The organism is Micromonospora sp. CPCC 205539 (assembly GCF_036906815.1).
Classification (GTDB): Bacteria; Actinomycetota; Actinomycetes; order Mycobacteriales; family Micromonosporaceae; genus Micromonospora.
The window spans coordinates 154,896-171,783 of record NZ_JBAKHW010000014.1 but is presented as its reverse complement, the minus strand read 5'-3'; the positions used below and the strand labels follow the sequence as shown (position 1 = coordinate 171,783).

The following is a 16,888-nucleotide window of genomic DNA, read 5'->3' as shown; positions in this document are numbered from 1 at the left end:
AGATGACGTCCAGGTAGACGGGTTGGCCGAACTCGTCGATCCCGATGAAGATCGGGTCGAACATCGACAGGCCAGGACCCACCGGCACCGCATCGGCGGTGGTGGGAATCGTGGTGGTCATGAGGTGCCCCTTCTGGGCGTTGTGGGCGCGAGGAGCCACACGAACGAGCCGCAATGGCTCCTCGCGTCCGGGTTGGGTTGGGGTCAGATCCAGTCGGAGGTGTCGTCGTCCGGCACGGAAGACGAGGAAGCCGCGGGCTTACTGCCGTTGGCGGTCGTGGCCGGCTGCTTCGCCGGCTTGCCCTGGGTCGGGAGGGCGATCGTCGGAGCGGTGACGTCCGGCAGATCCAGGGCGGTGGGGACCGTCAGCGGCGATGCCGAAACCGGGGCCGCAGGGTCGATCACGTCGACCAGGGGTGAACTGACGTGGGCGGTCAGCACCTCGCGGCGTTTGATGTCGAACCGCAGGTAGGCGGCGTTGTTCTCCGAGGCGCGCTCGATGAGCACGGTGGAGGCGTGGCAGGTGACCGCGATCTTGTCGAGGCGGCCTTCCAGGTCCTTGGCGGACAGGCCGGGTCGCAGGTAGACCCAGACGCGTTCGCCGACCGGGGTGGGCTTGGCCCAGAGGATCAGCGGGAGGCTGCCGGACTGGTTCGCGATGATGAACTGCGCGAAGCACACACGCAGCCGGTGCCGCACGATCAGGCACCATGTCCAGGCTTTGATTTGGCGGCGGACCGGGCGGATGGCGGCGGGGACGCCGACGACCAGGGCGACCACGATCAGGGTCACTAGGGTTGGGGTGTGGTTGGCGAGCTGCACCCACGCGGTGAGCACCAGGACGCCGAGAATGGTTTCCGGGGTCCACCACCACAGCAGCCGGATCACCGGCCAGATGCGGACGAGCAGCCAGACGAGGCCGCCGGTTGGAACGCCGATCAGTGCGCCGACGAAGACGGCGAGGATCGGGTGGATAGAGGAAGCGGCCACCACGGCCGAGAGAAGGCCGACGATGACCGCCGAGAGGATGAACGCCATCTTGGCGTTGCGTGCGGAGGAGCGGTGAACTTTGGCCTCGATGACCGTCACCGTTCCGGTTGACCTGCCGCCGAAGCGGCGGGGGCTAGACTTGGACATGACGAGTCCTCCCAAGCGCATTGGGTTGGATGAGTTGGAGGGCACGGGGTCGGCAGATGTAGGAGTCGGACCGACCCCGCGCCAGCTCTTGCGGGGATGCCACCACCGTTCGTGGTGACGGACCGGGAATGTAGGAGTCGGAACCACTCCCGGACCATGAATTTCAGCGGACCATCAGGCCGCTTTCGTGCGTCAGACACCAGGGCTCACACAGCGCGGTGAGCGAGGGACCTACTTAGCCGCCGAGTTACCAGCCTTCGGCTTCAGCGAGATCGCACGGAACGCGACGCCGTTACGCCCGTTGGTCGCCCACGGAATAGCCTCCAACTGCTCGACAGCGACGAGCTGTCCCACCGTCACGCCCGGCTTCTCACCCGCCGTGGTGATGGTGATGATCTCGCCGCCAGTCTCGTCGAGCACGAAGACCTGGGTCGACCACATGAGCCGGCCAGTGTTCTTCTCCGACCGCTGATTGCCGTTCTGGTCGTTCTTCGGCTCCGGGTCCTTCGTCACCTGGACCTGCTTGCTCTGGGTGTCCACGTACAGCTTCACAACAAACCTCCTGGGTCTGGGCCAGGTGATGAGCTAGTCCCCGGTGGACTGTTGCTCGTGGCCTCTGCGATAAGGCTCCCGAAAAGCCGGGGACAACCCATCCGATGGACTGGACGACTATGGGACGTCTTGGTTACGATGAATGCGTCCCTAGTCGTCCCTTGAGGAGAGTCAATGCCAAACGACCGGCTACGCGATGCCATCCTGCGCAACGGCCTGACGCCGGTCGCTGTGGCCGAAAAAATTGGGGTCGACGCGAAGACCGTGGAACGGTGGATCACCCAGGATCGGACGCCGTATCCGCGTCACCGGCATGCGATCGCGGCGATGGTGCGGGAGGACGTGCCGTACCTCTGGCCGGACGCAGTGACCCCCGAGAAGGCGTCGAGAATCGGGCAAAGCGAGTTGGTCCAGCTCTACACCCGGCGCTCTGCCGTGCCACACGACCTCTGGGGCCGGCTGATCGAACGCGCCGAGAAGCGGATCGACGTTTTGGCCTACGCTGGTCTGTTCCTGGTGGAGCAGGACCGCAGGCTCGTTGAAACCTTGCGCCAAAAGGCTGTTGACGGTGTTGCGGTGACGATTTTGATTGGGGACCCGACCAGCGAGGCGATCGAGCGTAAGAGCGTCGAGGAAGGCGCTCCGGGGGTGATGGCGGCAAAGATCCGTCAGGTTCAGCAGTACTACAACAGACTTGCTGATTCGCCCGGTGTGAAGATCCGCTACCACGACACGACGCTGTACAACTCGATCTACCGCTTTGATGACGAGATGTTGGTGAACATGCACGTGCTCGGGTTTCCGGCACCACACGCGCCCGTGATGCACCTGCGCAGGCTCAACGGAGGCGACCTGTTCGGCACGTACGCCGACAGCTTTGACCGCGTCTTGGTCTCCGCTACGCCTCTGCCAGGCGACGGAGTGGCAGCCTAGACACATGGCAAGGACCGAGCACTACCACGACGCGGATGCGCCGAAAGCCAACAGTATCGTCGTCGCCGTCTCTGTCTTCGTGCATGACGATCACGAGCGAGTGCTACTAATCCAGCGAACCGACAACGGCCTGTGGTCCCTGCCCGGCGGTGGTCAGGAGATCGGCGAATCGGTCGCAGAGACGGCAATCCGAGAAACCCACGAGGAGACGGGCATCGTCGTCGAGGTGACCGGGATGGTAGGCGTCTACTCCGACCCCGGCCACGTCATCGAGTACTCGGACGGCGAGGTGCGGCAACAGTTCTCGCTCTGCTTCCGCGCCGAACCGATCAGCGGCACACCGAGACCAAGCGAGGAGTCACATGATGTCCGGTGGGTGGCCCGCGACGAGCTGGCCGCGCTCGACATCCACCCGTCGACCCTGCTCCGGATCAACCACGGCTACGAGGAACGTCGCGAGCCCTACATCGGCTGACGGGCGCCCGAGAGCCGGCGCTGAGTTCGCTGCACGGCAGCGACCATCTCCGGTTCGGCCCGGCCGATGAATCGGGTTACCAGGTGCTCCGGCCCGTATCGCGAACGGATCTCCGCTAGCCGGTCCAACACCTCGAAATCCTGGCCATCCGGTCCGGTCGTCATGTCTGCGCAGCAGATGGCGTCGGTCACCGCGGTTTCCTCCCGAGGGAACTCGGCGGCCAGGGCCTCACCGAGCCCACGCTCGTCGGCTTCCAGCCAGGCGCAGGAGTGATGAGCGACCAGGGCGGCAATCCGCTCGTTGAAGTGCTCACGGCGTAGCCAGCGGCCACCATCAAGCGAGTGGAAGCCGGTGTCGACCAGGTCAGGGCTGTAACCGACGTCGTGTAGCCAGGCCGACGCTACGAGCACCTCACGATCCTCGCTCGGGACTGCTCCGCTGATCCGGTCCGCCTTGGCGGCGACCGCCTGGACGTGACTCCATCGACGTGGCAACGGTGTCTCCAGCAGGCGTCGTGCAACTTCCCGAGCGGTGTCGACGAGGTCGGCCATATCGCCAGGGTACGGAGGCACCCGGTCCGCTCGCCATCCCGTGTTCTGGTGCCGGCCGAGCTGCCGGCGAAGTGGTTCAAAGTTTCTGTACGTCTTCAAGGCGGCCCGAGACGGGCCGCGCGCGCCGCCGCCTGGGCGCGCGTCCGTCGCTCCGCTAGCGCTCCGACTCCGGCCACGCAGAACGCCCGGCGGCTGGCGCGGAGAGCGGGAAGCCCGGGGGCCGCCGTAGACGGTATCGGCGAGGAGTGATTGAGGTTGGTGGGCCGGCAGCCGGCCGGGCCGCGCCCGATCGGCGCGGCGCAGGGAAGGGCACGCCGGTCCGCGCGGCGGGTCGCGGTGGCGGATCAGTCGCGGTTAACGCGCCTCCGGCGGGGGCGCAACGACTCCGAGATGGCCGGGGGTCCATCGGCGCGTCGCGGCCCGTGGGCGGTTTTGCAGCGCCACCCCGCCGACCGCCGACCCGGGCGAGCCGAGCAGACCACCACCCGGCCCGCCAGCGTCCGAACGTGCGTCAAGGTCCGCTTGACGTGGCGGACCGGGCGGCGGCCCGCTCCCCATGAGGGCGGGTCGGCGGCAGACGGGATGGCGCGATGTTTCTGTCGGGCCGGAGGATAGGTGCTCTCCGACCGGTCAGGTACGGTGCAGTTGTGGCAGGACACAATGGAATTGCGCATTTTTCGGTTTCGGCTAGAGATGTTAAAAATTATGATATCTCTCACGAAAATTCGGTGATTGTTTATCGATGCCCTCATTGCGGAAGTAAAACGAATGCTGCTGTAATTGCGCACACTACGGGTAACAACGAGTTTGTGGGTTGGAGTCGCTGCCTTGGGTGTGGCAAGGGGGTGGTTCACAACAACGGCACGATGTCGCCTTCTACGCTTGCGGGCGAGGTGGTCGAGGGCCTTCCGATCGAGGTGGAGGCTGCTTTTCTGGAGGCACGCCAGACGGCCGGATCGGGAGCCTTTACGTCCTGCGAATTGATGTGTCGAAAGATTTTAATGCACATTGCTGCGGACAAGGGTGCGCAGGAAGGAAAAACATTCGTAGAGTACCTGGATCACTTGACAACGACAGGCTACATCACTCCTCCAATGCGGCCATGGCTCGACCTTATTAGGACGCATGGCAATCTTTCTACCCACCGTCTAGAGGCGGCAAGCCAAGAGCGAGCACTGAATACACTTGCCTTCACGACTCAATTGCTAAGGCTTGTGTACGAGATGGAACATCGCGCACAGTCTCATGTGACTGCACCCTAGGTCGGAGCCATCCACGTTGAGCGACTATTCGGATGACGATGGGTGCTCCCTGCCTTGGGCGCCCGTGGACGGCAACGGTCGTCATCCGACCAGTACCAACGGACGTAGGTGAGCACGTGATCATTGTCGCCCGAACCGTGCGGCAGCCGGGCGGCCGACGACACCGACCGGGCTGTTGTGCAGCCGTGCCAACCTCACCCGACCACCTTGCCGAGGTCTGGGGGTCAAGGGGTCGCGTTGACATCCATAGGAGCATCGGGATGGCAACAACTGCTGGGTTTTGATGCTGCCGCGAGCAAACACGGTGGCGAGTAGGCGATTACCGAATCCTCTAATCTTGGGGAGGCTCCCAACCAAGCTCCTTCATGGCGCGCACGAAATCTTCATCAAGCCCCTTTTTCATTTTGGCAAATTCGAGATCGAGGATCTTCCGAACCATCTTGTACTCAGGGATGGCATATTTAACATCACTACGTCGCGCCCTACGCTTCTTGCTCTTAATTCGATGGCCGGAACCAAGCTCTACGGTCGCCTGCAAAGGTGCTCCTGCCAGCTTGGCCGGTGTCAAAAACTCCAGGGCCGCCGCGATCGGGTAATACAAGGTTACCGAGTGGTGCCCCTCCAGCTTCCCAGGTACCTGAAATCCTCGCAGGTGGTGGTGGTTGTAGGACGGATGGGCTATCCCTTCGAATGCGATGTTAACAGAATCTATCTGAACCGTCGCCAGCCCTTCATTTCTAATTCGCACATTCATGCATACTGGGTGGAAGCCCGTCAGGCCCCAACCTGTAGAGCCGATATCCAAAAACACTTGAATTTTTGCACCAGCCCTGCGGTACGTTAGTACCGAAACGACAAAGCTTAAGAGCGCCACTACCAGGGCGGCAATCGCGAGTAGGCGAGACAGCTGATCGGCATTTCCCACACGCCCAGACTCGCAGGTGAATGCAACCCGAACGATCGTTGCCACGCGTCTAGGCGCGAGCTGGGTGACCAACTCGGTGACGATGGGCGCGAGCAACACCGGATGCCCATGGACTTCAGTGGACCGTCCCGGCAGGTCAGCCCTCCTGCCTGCGCTGCTCACAGCCGGCTGGTAGTTCCTTCGGGACGAAGGACGTCATCGGCGCGCCGGGTCCGGTGGGGTCTACTCAGAGCGCCGGACGCGCGCTACGCGTGTTGCAACCCCGCTACAACCTCTTACTCCCACCGGTTTGGCTCACGCCTCGGGTGCCCCGGCGGCACCTGTTGTCGGGGAGTGCGAGGAACGATACGCGGCCAGTTCTACTCAGATCCAGCGGTTTGGAGGCGTGCCCGCTTCACGGGAGGCAAGCTGGGTGACGAACTGAGTGACGACCGGTACCGACGTCGGCGGACAACCGTGGACGCCGGAGGACTGGTTTCGCCGCTCACCTGCCGTAGGTGAGCAGGTCGGGCAGTTGTGTTGGTTGCCTGGGGGCAAGGGGCCGGGGTTGACATCTCCAGGAACATCGGGATGCGTCTGGCTGGATTTGTATTAGCTATTTGCGATACAAAGAAGCCCCACCAAGTTGTTATCGATCTGGTGCGCCTAACCATCTAGATCCGGACCAGGAAACGGTGCTTAGATGCGCCCATCGAAGATTAATCAATGACAGCACGATCAATTATCCGCGGATCGCTGACGCCCTCTCTAGCCCATTCATTGGAAACGCCGGTGGGCACGATGGGTCGGAAGTCGTCGCCTTCCAGAATCTCGCCGAGACCCATGTTCCACCACTTGACGACAATCTCGTTAGCGGCGTGCGCCAGATGCACTGTATCCATTAAGAGCTTGGCGGTCCTCCTGAGCGTATGGCTCAGGTGCGCCAGCGAATTGAGATACTCCGGGTTGGTCTTATACTCGCTGGATATAATGTTCTCGATCGCGTCCGACAAGCCCTCTAATATGTGGTGCGCAAGAATCGCACTTTGCGGATATTGATCTAAGTGCCGAATTAGTTTGAGCATTAGCGGATTGAGTTGCGAGGTTCGGGCTACGTAGACTTGCCCATCGGTATGGAAGCGCTCGACGAGCGGCAACATGTCCGGGCCGAAACGTAGTTGGGTCGCCAGGATAGCGGAGTTAGGGCTTCTCCTTGCGCGTAGCCTCCGTATGCGTTCCTTATGTTGGTCGTATGTCGCCCGCATCTGCGCCGAATTTACCGTATCCCCCCAGACCGCCGAGAGCCAGTCTGGCAAAGCGGAATCGATTTCCTCGATGAGGTCTTGGAGGCCAGGCTCTTCATCGGAACCAGGGTCTAGCTCTCGGGATAGCTGTATCTTGCTGGCTACACCTTCAATCTCATGTAAGCGCTTCGCGAGCTGGTGTACGGCCCTGCGGTAGTTCGTTGAGGCGGGGCCTTCGAGGCGCAGCTCCCGCCAATCTACGTATTGGGTACGCCCAACGACCGCGATTGCCTCGTCGCTGTTATCGCTGCTTAGCTCGCCAATGTCGATGTAGAGGATGGGCAATACTAGTTGCTCGAGGCCGAAGCTCCTTGCTCGCCCGTAAAAATCCAACAGCTCCCGACGGCATTCTGGCCTCGTGAAGTAACGGGGCGTGATGATTGGTATGAGGAAGGTGGCGCTGGTTAGTGCCGAATCAATGCGCTGTCGCCACTCCTCGCCCCAGCTTATCGACTCGCGATCAATGAAGATCTTAAGCGGTCGTCCGGAGATCAGGTCGAATTCGTCCTGCAGGGCAGCGGAAAGGTTTAATATTGCATCTCCATCGAGGCGATTGTCCTCCCGGGCGTAGCTCCAGAAGCCCACCACCTGATCATGATCGCCCATCAACCTGAAGCTCCCTTTTTCAATCGCATGTTTGACACTTTCGGGCTCGGATGCTGCACGAAGTAAGAGACGCGTCACTCTGGCGCTCGAGAGCGTGCGGCGAGTTCGTGGCGCTCTTCTGGGCTCATCTCCCGGTAGGCCTTCCAGAAGGTCTGGAAAGAAGCTGTTAGTTCGGTGCCGTAGGTCGGGCTGGTGGCGGCCTGGCGCAGGGTGAGTTGGCCGTCTTGGACAGCGGCCGCCATCTCGCGGAGTAGCGGGTTATCGCCGCGAGCGAGCTGGTCCAGGATCCGGCGAAGGGCGTGGCTTCGATCCTCGTCGCCGCCGGTGAGGTCGTCTAGGTAGTCCACGCGCTCATGCCTTCGCGTCCGCGAGGGGATGGTCGTAGCGACCGCCGTCGGGGAGCGCGGGAAGGGCGACGGCATCAAGGTCGCTGAGTTCGCGAGTGAGGATGGCGCGGAAGACCAGGACGGCAGCGGCGATCTGCTGGCAAAGCTTGGTCGCTTCGGCCCAGAGCCGGAACATATTCGCGACCTCGACGGTTGCGACGCCGTAGCCAACGAGCGCGCCGACGCCGGTTGCCGAGGTGGCGGTGCCGGCGGCAGCGGCGAGGCCGGTGATGATGGCGGCGTCGATGAGGCTTTTGATGACGCCACCGAGGGCTTCCCCTGCGGACCAGACCGCGTCGGCCATCTCCCGGTAAGCCGTGCTGATGGCGGACAGAGGAGTGTGGAGGTCGGCGGTGGCGTTGGCGGTGGTCGTGAAGTAGCGGAAGGCTCCGTCGCCGGCGATGCCGTGCCAAAGCGGGTGCAGGGTGGTGGTGCCAGACTGGACGTTGTAAGCCAAGTCATGGAGGGCGCCACCGATGTTGTCGACGGCGGGTGCCATCTTGGCAAGGGCCTCCCAGTCTCCGGAGACCTGGCTCTGGAGCCTCCCGATGGGATCGAAGCCGAAGACGTGATTGAACACTTCGTTGAGCCAACTCGCTGGGCTGATGTAGTCCATCCAGCCGAGGGAGTTCGCGGGCTTGTCTGGGTCGCCCGGGGTATCGAGGTGGCCACGTACGTCGCGCACATCGACGAAGTTCGCGGGGGCGCAGGGGTTGTTCGCCAGTTCCAGTTCAAGGGTGGTGATGCACCGGTCGCCTGCTGGCGGGAGGGTGCGGTCAAGGCGGTCGGCGTTGGCAAGGTCGGTGGTGCGGTAGTAGCCAGCGGCGGCCCGCAGCTCGGGGGCGGAGTTTTCTAGGAGGCAGGCGAGGCGGTTGAGGGTGCCATTGATGGCCTCCACCGCCTGCTCGTGCGCGGCTTTGGCGATCTCAATCTGCTCGCCACCGGTTGCGACGTCCGCATGGCGGTAGAGGTAGCTACGCATCTCCCACACGTCGCCGGCGGCGCGGTCGACTTGGCGGGCGAAGCCGACCAAAGCTTGCGGCTCGACAGACAGCGTCATCGGTGCCGCCTAGTCGGTGAGGAAGATGCCGGTCACGCCCACGACGGCGAAGACGACGGCGGCGGCGAGCACGTAGAGCCGCGGGCGCGGCTCTCGAACCGCGTAGGTGGACAGCCCGAACGCGCCACTGAGGATCGAGATCGCGTACCACGGGAACGTCTTCGGCGTGGGCTGGCCGATGAAGATCATCCAGGTGGCCATGACCGCGACGAAGATCGTGGCGTATGCGACGGTCTGCCGCATGTTCCGGTGAGCGGTGCGCTGCAGACGAGAAACCGACGTGCGGTAGGCCTCCGCCGCCGCAGCACGTTGATCCTCGCTGACCTGTCGCCGCCTGTTACGGCTACCTGACCTCCGGCCCCCACTCATGTCGCCGAAGATACAACGAGAGTCACACTGCCGCTGCCCTGCGTAAGGCCGCCTACGCACCATCTGAGCAGGCCGACCGAACGAGGCCGCGCTCACGGGCGGGAGCCGCACCAGGAGAGTTAGTTCCACGCGAACGACCCTCTGCGGTAACAGAGGGCCGTTCAGTCCGAGGTGTGCGCCTACTGAAGCCTTGGCTCACATCTCGTTACTCATAACGATGCCTTTTCTACTTCGGTACGCGCTCGGTGCTCGGGGTGGCGTCTCGCGCCTTGAGTAGCTGACTCGTGAGTCACTTCTAGGACATCGACATGAGCCCAAGTCTAGTCTGTTTAGCCCCAGGTCAGGGCATGTCGCTCCTGCAGGTTCAAGCTTGGTCGCCGAGGCAAGATATCGAAAGTTATCAACTGAGTAGTCACATTTCATGAAAGATTAAAGGTTACTCAGGGTGACGAAAATTGAGCCGACGAGTCCGTTTTTGCGCGGTACGTGCGACGGACAACGGACACGGTGTGTGAGTGGCACGTCGCACTGGGGGGTGCCGTGACCTTGAAAGGAAGTCCTCGTTAGCGGGAGTGAGATGCCCGTCGCACGTGCGCGGCGGTAACCGGCAAGTGCCCTCCCAGGCGGGTATCTCACGGGTCCGAGGTCAACCGTCCCTACTGCCCTGCAGCCAATTTGATAATCGCTCACATCGAGGAAACATGACTAGGAATGCCCCCAGCCGACGAGGGTCGGCGCGCCCTGTCTCTGCGTCCAGCCGTAGTAGTCCCCGACGCATCCCACGGCAGGCAGAATCCCTGGACGACGGAGCAACAAACCATGATCGATACCTCTTGACGCAGCGGGACTTGCTCATCCTCGTGATCACGCTGATTGTCGGGTTGCTCGCTGCTGTGGTCGCCGGTTTGACCACGGCTGTCCAGACCAACCCCGCACTAGGGTTCGGCCCCAGCATCGCCCTGGGAGTCGCTTGCGGCGTCGTCACTCTGGTTATGACCGGCCTGGTGGTAGCCAACAGGCTTCACAGGCTCGTCCAGTAACGAAACCCGAGAAGCAGTGCCCTGCCTTGTTACCGCAGAGCAGGGCACTGCCCCGGGATCGAGGGTGACACGAAACGGCCTGCCGTAGCCCTACGCCAAATGCAGCGCGGCTAGCTACCTCACAAACTCGTGCCCGTTGCGTGCCCGATGCGACGGACGCCGAGGGGTAATGGCGGTCAAAGATGACCGCGTCCTGACGTCGTCGATCAGCGCCAGCCACAGGCTGAGACTCCGAGCAGGCAGCGGATCAGAGGATTCCTAAACCGTGTGTCGCAGGTTCGAATCCTGCCGGGGGCACCAGTGCGAGGCCCTGACCAGCGGAAAGCAAATCGGGGCCTCGGCTTCAATCTGTGCGATCTTGAGTTCCCCCGCTGCGATGATCGGCGGATGGAGTTCGTACTCGATCCACCGCGCGGGGTAGGTCCGCTACGGCTCGGGATGACGACCGACGAGGCCTGCGGGGCGCTCGAAACGCTCGGTCGGCTGACGCCGACCGCCCACGGCGAGTTGGCCGTGCACCTGCCGAGCGGGCTGGGGTTCAGCGTCGGCTTCGGGGTCGGGTCGACACGGGACCGGGTCAACGCAATCGAGGTGTGGCGTCCGCAAGAGCACGACCTGGTGCGGTACCACGATGTCGATGTCTTCGGACTGCCCGCGCCGGAGGTCGTGAAGCGCCTACGTCACCATGTCGAGATCGTGTCGAATGAGGATGACGACGGGTTCACCGCGCGGAAGCTGTACCTCGCGCTGTGGCGGCCGTTCGCCGCGGACGACGACCGGGACGAGGAACAGGGGCACTTCTTCCAATCGGTGCTCTTGGCCCGGCCGGGGTACGACGACACGCCCGCCGAGGCAGTGGCCCGGCTCGCCGCCGGCGGCGAGCCGGGCTACTGATTCATCTGATCTGCGCTCGGTATCGCCTGCCAGGTCACATCTGTCGCGGCCGGCCTCTGGTGCCGAAGTGCGGGTCACCAGTGGTAGCTCAGGTTCACGGCCAGTGTCGCCACCACGGTGGAGAAGAACACGGCCCATCCCACGAGCTGACGGGAACCCACTCGCAGGTGCGCGACCAGCGCGCCGATGAAGTAGAGCACGAGGCCAGCGGCGGCGAGTGTGCCCAGCAGCGGTACGGCGAACCCGACCAGCAGCCCCAGGGAACCCGCCGCCAGCAACATGCCCAGCACCGGTATCCACGACCGTGGTACGCGTTTCATGTCGGCCTGGGCCTTCGGATAGTCGTGGCCGATCAGGTAGGTGACGGCGGCGAAGCCGGTGAAGACCGAGGCGATAACGGTGACCGTGACATAGGCGGCGAACATGAGCCCTCCCTGTGGTTGGTTGCCCCAAGGACGAGCGCGCCCGACGGACTGTTACCTCCTGTGACCTGAAGCACAAGGAGCGCGGGGGTCTCCGGCGACCGAGCGCGGGGACCTCCGGCTGCCGGAGGTCCCCCGCTGCCAAGTCAGGCGGCGTAGATGAGCTTGACGCCGGCCAGTCCCAGTACGGCCGCAGCGGTGCCGCGCACCGAACTGTTGAGGTTGCGCCAGGCGTTGTTGCTGGCGGCTTCGTGCACGTACCCGTCGACGACGTTGTAGATGTGCTTCACGCCGTTGAGGTTGAGTGCGGCCAGGGCGGTGCCCTGTGCGCCGTAGATGCCGGTCCACAGGTTCGTCCAGCCCGCGTTGCTGGCGGCCTCGTAGATCCGGCCGCCGTTGAGGCTGTAGATGATTTTCGTACTGCCCACGGTGATCGCCGCGACCGCCGAAGCCGGGATGCCCGTGTTCAGGTTGCGCCAGGCGTTGGCGCTGTGCGCCTCGTGCACGTAACCGCCGACGATGCTGTAGATGTACGTGACCCCGGCCAATTCGATGACCGAGATCGAGGAGGAGCTCGCGCCGCCGATGCCGGTGTTGAGGTTGCGCCAGGCGTTGGCGCTGTGTGCCTCGTGCACGTAGCCATCGACGACGTTGTAGATGTACTTCACGCCGTTGAGGTTGAGTGCGGCGAGGGCGGTGCCCTGTGCGCCGTAGATGCCGGTCCACAGGTTCGTCCAGCCCGCGTTGCTGGCGGCCTCGTAGATCCGGCCCCCGTTGAGGCTGTAGAGGATCTTCGTGCTGCCGAGCGTGATCGCGGCCACCGCCGTGCCGGCGACGGCGCCAGCACTGCCGGAGACCGGCAGGGCCTGCCAACCGGCGTTGCTGGCCGCCTCGAACACCTGCCGCGGTTGTCCGACCGGATTCTGCTGGATGTAGACCAGCGGACTGATGTAGGTGCCGGACGGGTTGATCATGTGCCAGTGCAGGTGCGGGCCGGTGGAGCTGCCTGAGCCGGGCGCGCCGGCGGCACCCCCGGACAGGCCCACGATGTCACCCGCGTTGACGCTGGTGCCGTTGGCGAGCAGGAACTGCGACAGGTGCAGGTACTGACTGCGGTAGCCGTCGGCGTGCTGGATCGTGACGGTGTGCCCGCCGTCGCCGTTGTAGGGGATGTTCTGGACGGTGCCGGCGCCGCAGGCGGGCAGGGCCGTGCCCACCCGCATGCCGAAGTCGATGCCGCCGCGCGAGCCACGGCTGAGGTGACCCTCCCAGGTGTCGGTGATCGGGTAGCCGCTGAACGGGTTGTAGATCGCCGGTGCGGCCTGCGCCGTACCGGGGATCAGCACCCCGCCCACGGTCACGGCACCCGCGCCGAGCGCCGCGGCGCGCAACACCGTGCGCCGGCTCATGCCTGGTGTGGGATCGCTGCCGCCCCCGCAGCAGTTGAGGTCGTCGTCCTGCGTCATTTCCGCTCCTTCTGCGACCACGAGCCGTTGGCACGGGCACGACGGTCGTCGCCGTCGTTGCCGTCGATCATCGGCGCGATCGTAGCGAGCATCGATGGATAGTCCATGGCGTCGGAGTGGACGACGTGGTCCGGGGCGGCGCTGGCACCAGCCGCCGCCCCGGACCGGGCCCTGGTCAGGCGATCCGGTAGGCCCGCTGGATCGTCTGCGTCACCGAGTTGCCGGCGGTGTCGGTGGCCGTCAGGCGCAGCGAGACGAAGCCGGGCTTCCGAGGGTGGGCGCTGAGGGCGACGTTGTGGAGCACCGGCAACGCGACCCACGTCTTACCGTCGTCGTACGAGGCCGAGACGCTGAGCGTCCGACCGGGCGCGGCCGCCGATCCCGTCTGCCGGTCCAGCGCCACGGGGATGACCATCGGCCAGCCCGCCCGGGCCGAGTTGGTGTCGTCGAGCACCGGCATCGGCCGGGCCGTCGTCAGGGGCAGTGGCGCCGGCGTCGACGCGTGCGCCGAGGTGAACGTCCAGGCCACCGAGACCGACGTCGACAGGGTGTCCGGAGCGCCCCGGGTCACCGTCGCCTCGAGGCGGTAGGTGGCCTTGGCGGCGGGCACCGTGAAGTCCGCGTACGGGCTGTCCGCGGTGCCGATCTCCTTGCCGTTGCGCGACAGTCGCAGGTGGACCTGCAGGTCGCTACGGTCACCGGGGCGGCCGGTCGCATCGGCGAACAGAGGCGGCGCCGCGATCGAGATCGTGTCCCCGTCGCGGCCCGCGTACCCCATTGGTGACCAGGCCGGGGCCTTGCTCACCGTCGGCCCGAAGGGCGCCGCGTTCCAGGTCTGGGTATACGTCCGGCCAGCCTGGTAGGTGGCCTCCTGCGTGGTGAGGTTCTCGCCCTCGAGGAACGTGGACGTCCAGACGATGCCGCCGTCGGTGTTGTAGTACTCGGTGGCGTGGAACGGCAGGTCGATCGCCGTGTTCGACCCGATCGGGCCCGGCCCGCCGGGGGCCGACGCGCGGTGGAACCGGGCGGCGGTCCTGGTGGTGGACTGGCTCCGGTAGGTGGCCTTGACGGTGGCGAGGTTCTTCGGCGACAGCGTCCTGGTCAGGCCGGTGAACATGTCGCCTTGGCGGACGTACGCGAGGTCGTACGTGTAGGGGCTGTTCCGGAAGGTCCCGTCCTTGCCGGGGCGGGCGAGCCCGACACCCAGCGTCGCGGCGAACTCGGGGGCCTCGACGGCGGGCCCGACCCGGCCGAAGAAGACGTCGCCGAACGACACCCCGCTGAGCTGGACACCGGGGTAGCGGAAGCCGTCGTTCCAGTTCGCGGCCACGTTGATCGAGATCGGTGCGGCGTCCTTCTGCGGCAGAGTCAGCGCGACCGGCCGAGCCGTGCGGGCGTCGAGCGCCTCGGTGACCGGGCCTCGTACGTCGAGCACTGGCTGCACGAGCAGCGTCGACGCGGTGCCCTCGTGGATGGTGCTGTAGAGCGCGTAGCGGCCCTTGGCCAGCCGCATGGTGCCGCCGCCCGAGACGTTGGCGAGGTCGGTGAACTCGCCGGTCGCCAGGTTCGCCGCCACGGTCCTGTACTCCGTGGCCGGCTTGCCGTCACGCCCGGTGTGGTCGAGCCGGACGTCGTAGCTTTCGATCTCCCGGTTCAGCGCGAACGGCGTCCGGACCCGCAGGTCGCCGGCGCCGGTCGCGGTCACCGCGCCCGGGTAGAGGCCATCGGGGGCGTCCACACGGGTGTCCACGGTGATCGTCGCCTCGGCGCGGCCGCCAGCCGGCACCACGAGGGTGGTCGGGCTGATGGTGATCATGCCGGCCGGGGCCGGCGCGACGGCCAGCGACAGGGTGACCGGGGTGTTGCCCGCGTTGCGGTAACCGATGACCTGGGTGAACGGGGTGTCGTCGCCGTGCGGCCACCGCTGGACCGGGAAGTCGATGGCGGCGAGCTCGGCGGTGATCGGCTGGGCGACGGCGCGGCCGATGTCCAGCCGGCCCGCGCCCTGCTCGTACAGGCTGCCCTCGCCGCCCGGCTTGGCCGAGTCCATGAGGGCGGCCTTGAGCTGCGGGCCGGACCAGTCCGGGTGCTGCCCGGCGAGGATGGCGGCGGAACCCGCGACGTGCGGAGTCGCCATCGACGTGCCCGACATGGTGGCGTAGCCGCCACCGGGTGCACCCGCCACGATGTCGACGCCCGGCGCGCTGATCTCCGGCTTGATGTGGTTGTCGCCGAGTCGGGGACCCCGGCTCGAGAAGTACGCCCGCTGGTCGTCGGCGTCGACCGCGGCGACGGCGAGGGCGTCGTCGACGGTGGCCGGCGAGGAGACCGACTTCGGCTTGCCCTCGTTGCCGGCGGCGACCACGAAGAGGGTGCCGTACCGGTGGCTCAGGTCCTGGACCGCGGTCTCCAGCGGGTCGAGACCCGGCGTGTCGGTGCCGCCCACGCTCATGTTGACCACCCGGGTCTGCGGCGCGAGCCACTGCATACCGGTGATGATGTCCGAGTCCTGGCACTCGGTGGTGGCGCAGACCTTGCCGACCAGCAGCTTCGCGCCCGGTGCCACGCCGCGGTACTTGCCGTCCGAGGCCGCGCCGCTGCCCATGATGGTCGACGCCACGTGGGTGCCGTGGCCGACGTTGTCGCTCGGGTCGTTGCCGCCGGTGAAGTCCCGGACCTCGGCGAGGTGCCCGGCGAAGTCGGGGTGGCTCGCGTCGATCCCGGTGTCCAGCACGCCGACGGTGACGCCGGTGCCGTCGAAGCCGGCCTGCCAGGCCGCCGGGGCACCGATCTGCGGCACGCTGCGGTCCAGGGAGACCTTGCGCTTGCCGTCCAGCCAGACGTGGGTGACGCCGGTGGCGAGCGTGCGCTCCGAGGCCGTGCCGCGGGTCAGCGAAGCCCAGAGCTCGACGCGGTCGCCGCGGTCCGCCCGTACGGCCAGCGCGTGGGCGGCCGGCAGATCGGCCCGCACCCGCGCGGCACCCGCGACGGCGACGGACCGCGCCCGTGCCGCCATGTTCTGCGGGTACGCGACCAGCAGCGGCAGCTCGGCCGTCCGGTCGTCGTAACCGAACTCGCCGAGCGCCGTGAGGTCGAACAGCCGCCGGTCGAGCTGACCGTCGTTCAGCAGCGGCAGCGCGTCCACCGGGATGACGTACTGGTGGCCCTCCTCCCGGCTGCTCACGAACCGCATGTCGGCGCGCCCCGGCCCCCGCTGGATGTCCAGGTCGCCGTTCGCGTCCAGCAACACCCGGTCGCCGGTGATCAGCGTGAAGGTGCCGGACGTGCCGTGCGTGCCGGAGACCGGAGCCTCCGGCTTCTGCCGCGCCTGCGCCGGTTGAGCCGTGAGGCCCGCCGCAACCAGCGCGGTCGTGAGCACGCCGGCTGTCAGGGCGCGTCGTTGCCGTCGTCGCACTTCGTCCTCTCCGCCACGGGCCTTTCCCGGGACGGCACGATGACGCCTGACCTGGTCGTTAGGTTGATCACCTCGGGTGTGACGGTGAACACAATCTTGCCCCGCGCCGGTG

The 16,888-nt window shown here is 65.6% G+C and carries 15 protein-coding genes and 1 pseudogene; 4 read left to right on the top strand and 12 right to left on the bottom strand.

The window, feature by feature from the left end; all coding sequences use genetic code 11:
- The 3 genes and pseudogenes from V6V47_RS15315 to V6V47_RS15305 form a co-directional block, all read right to left on the bottom strand.
- Positions 1 to 121, bottom strand: a pseudogene (locus tag V6V47_RS15315) (FtsK/SpoIIIE domain-containing protein); the annotation flags it as partial.
- An 83-nt stretch (positions 122 to 204) separates the two neighbouring features.
- On the bottom strand, positions 205 to 1,137 hold the full coding sequence (locus V6V47_RS15310) for a hypothetical protein (RefSeq protein ID WP_334628872.1): 933 nt from the start codon (positions 1,135 to 1,137) through the stop codon (positions 205 to 207).
- A gap of 231 nt (positions 1,138 to 1,368) precedes the next feature.
- Positions 1,369 to 1,689 carry a hypothetical protein gene (locus tag V6V47_RS15305; RefSeq protein WP_089021118.1) on the bottom strand — a complete coding sequence of 107 codons (321 nt, stop codon included), beginning with the start codon at positions 1,687 to 1,689 and terminating at the stop codon, positions 1,369 to 1,371.
- Positions 1,690 to 1,863: 174 nt separating this feature from the next.
- On the opposite strand from V6V47_RS15305, the gene V6V47_RS15300 reads away from it, so the two are divergent.
- Positions 1,864 to 2,622: an XRE family transcriptional regulator gene (locus V6V47_RS15300; RefSeq protein ID WP_334628864.1), complete on the top strand. Its 759-nt coding sequence runs from the start codon at positions 1,864 to 1,866 to the stop codon at positions 2,620 to 2,622.
- A gap of 4 nt (positions 2,623 to 2,626) precedes the next feature.
- Positions 2,627 to 3,097, top strand: coding sequence for an NUDIX domain-containing protein (locus tag V6V47_RS15295; RefSeq protein ID WP_334628863.1), 471 nt, complete (start codon positions 2,627 to 2,629; stop codon positions 3,095 to 3,097).
- On the opposite strand, the gene V6V47_RS15290 is transcribed toward V6V47_RS15295, so the two are convergent.
- Complete coding sequence (locus V6V47_RS15290; RefSeq protein WP_334628862.1) at positions 3,085 to 3,648, bottom strand: HD domain-containing protein; 564 nt, start codon at positions 3,646 to 3,648, stop codon at positions 3,085 to 3,087. The two genes, V6V47_RS15295 and V6V47_RS15290, sit on opposite strands and share 13 nt — an antisense overlap.
- A 647-nt stretch (positions 3,649 to 4,295) precedes the next feature.
- Here V6V47_RS15290 and V6V47_RS15285 point away from each other — a divergent pair.
- Positions 4,296 to 4,910 carry a DUF4145 domain-containing protein gene (locus V6V47_RS15285; RefSeq protein ID WP_334628861.1) on the top strand — a complete coding sequence of 205 codons (615 nt, stop codon included), beginning with the start codon at positions 4,296 to 4,298 and terminating at the stop codon, positions 4,908 to 4,910.
- Between the two features lie 331 nt (positions 4,911 to 5,241).
- Here V6V47_RS15285 and V6V47_RS15280 read toward each other — a convergent pair whose 3' ends face one another.
- The 5 genes from V6V47_RS15280 to V6V47_RS15260 all read right to left on the bottom strand — a co-directional run bounded on the left by V6V47_RS15280 (position 5,242) and on the right by V6V47_RS15260 (position 9,413).
- Positions 5,242 to 5,997, bottom strand: a complete 756-nt coding sequence (locus V6V47_RS15280; protein ID WP_334628860.1) for a hypothetical protein — start codon at positions 5,995 to 5,997, stop codon at positions 5,242 to 5,244.
- Positions 5,998 to 6,533: 536 nt separating this feature from the next.
- Entirely contained in the window at positions 6,534 to 7,724 is a 1,191-nt protein-coding gene (locus V6V47_RS15275) for a toll/interleukin-1 receptor domain-containing protein (RefSeq protein WP_334628859.1), read from the bottom strand.
- A gap of 74 nt (positions 7,725 to 7,798) precedes the next feature.
- On the bottom strand, positions 7,799 to 8,071 hold the full coding sequence (locus tag V6V47_RS15270) for a hypothetical protein (RefSeq protein WP_334628858.1): 273 nt from the start codon (positions 8,069 to 8,071) through the stop codon (positions 7,799 to 7,801).
- A 4-nt stretch (positions 8,072 to 8,075) separates the two neighbouring features.
- The gene (locus tag V6V47_RS15265; RefSeq protein WP_334628857.1) at positions 8,076 to 9,170 is read right to left on the bottom strand and encodes a WXG100 family type VII secretion target; all 1,095 of its coding nucleotides are present in this window, start codon (positions 9,168 to 9,170) and stop codon (positions 8,076 to 8,078) included.
- Between the two features lie 9 nt (positions 9,171 to 9,179).
- Positions 9,180 to 9,413 carry a hypothetical protein gene (locus V6V47_RS15260; RefSeq protein ID WP_334628856.1) on the bottom strand — a complete coding sequence of 78 codons (234 nt, stop codon included), beginning with the start codon at positions 9,411 to 9,413 and terminating at the stop codon, positions 9,180 to 9,182.
- A 1,553-nt stretch (positions 9,414 to 10,966) separates the two neighbouring features.
- On the opposite strand from V6V47_RS15260, the gene V6V47_RS15255 reads away from it, so the two are divergent.
- A complete protein-coding gene (locus V6V47_RS15255) occupies positions 10,967 to 11,473 on the top strand; it encodes a hypothetical protein (protein WP_334628855.1) in 507 nt (168 codons plus the stop codon).
- A gap of 74 nt (positions 11,474 to 11,547) precedes the next feature.
- On the opposite strand, the gene V6V47_RS15250 is transcribed toward V6V47_RS15255, so the two are convergent.
- The 3 genes from V6V47_RS15250 to V6V47_RS15240 all read right to left on the bottom strand — a co-directional run bounded on the left by V6V47_RS15250 (position 11,548) and on the right by V6V47_RS15240 (position 16,776).
- Complete coding sequence (locus tag V6V47_RS15250; RefSeq protein WP_334628854.1) at positions 11,548 to 11,898, bottom strand: DoxX family protein; 351 nt, start codon at positions 11,896 to 11,898, stop codon at positions 11,548 to 11,550.
- A 143-nt stretch (positions 11,899 to 12,041) separates the two neighbouring features.
- Positions 12,042 to 13,361, bottom strand: a complete 1,320-nt coding sequence (locus tag V6V47_RS15245) for a M23 family metallopeptidase (protein ID WP_334628853.1) — start codon at positions 13,359 to 13,361, stop codon at positions 12,042 to 12,044.
- 175 nt (positions 13,362 to 13,536) lie between these two features.
- Positions 13,537 to 16,776: a S8 family peptidase gene (locus V6V47_RS15240; protein WP_334628852.1), complete on the bottom strand. Its 3,240-nt coding sequence runs from the start codon at positions 16,774 to 16,776 to the stop codon at positions 13,537 to 13,539.
- Positions 16,777 to 16,888: the final 112 nt, after the last annotated feature.

What these genes read in the sequence shown, in the direction of transcription:
- V6V47_RS15275 (WP_334628859.1), bottom strand. Translation starts at nt 7,724, where the DNA reads ATGGGCGATCATGATCAGGTGGTGGGCTTCTGGAGCTACGCCCGGGAG.
- V6V47_RS15260 (WP_334628856.1), bottom strand. Translation starts at nt 9,413, where the DNA reads ATGCGGCAGACCGTCGCATACGCCACGATCTTCGTCGCGGTCATGGCC.
- V6V47_RS15245 (WP_334628853.1), bottom strand. Translation starts at nt 13,361, where the DNA reads ATGACGCAGGACGACGACCTCAACTGCTGCGGGGGCGGCAGCGATCCC.
- V6V47_RS15295 (WP_334628863.1), top strand. Translation starts at nt 2,627, where the DNA reads ATGGCAAGGACCGAGCACTACCACGACGCGGATGCGCCGAAAGCCAAC.
- V6V47_RS15250 (WP_334628854.1), bottom strand. Translation starts at nt 11,898, where the DNA reads ATGTTCGCCGCCTATGTCACGGTCACCGTTATCGCCTCGGTCTTCACC.
- V6V47_RS15255 (WP_334628855.1), top strand. Translation starts at nt 10,967, where the DNA reads ATGGAGTTCGTACTCGATCCACCGCGCGGGGTAGGTCCGCTACGGCTC.
- V6V47_RS15310 (WP_334628872.1), bottom strand. Translation starts at nt 1,137, where the DNA reads ATGTCCAAGTCTAGCCCCCGCCGCTTCGGCGGCAGGTCAACCGGAACG.
- V6V47_RS15290 (WP_334628862.1), bottom strand. Translation starts at nt 3,648, where the DNA reads ATGGCCGACCTCGTCGACACCGCTCGGGAAGTTGCACGACGCCTGCTG.
- V6V47_RS15300 (WP_334628864.1), top strand. Translation starts at nt 1,864, where the DNA reads ATGCCAAACGACCGGCTACGCGATGCCATCCTGCGCAACGGCCTGACG.
- V6V47_RS15265 (WP_334628857.1), bottom strand. Translation starts at nt 9,170, where the DNA reads ATGACGCTGTCTGTCGAGCCGCAAGCTTTGGTCGGCTTCGCCCGCCAA.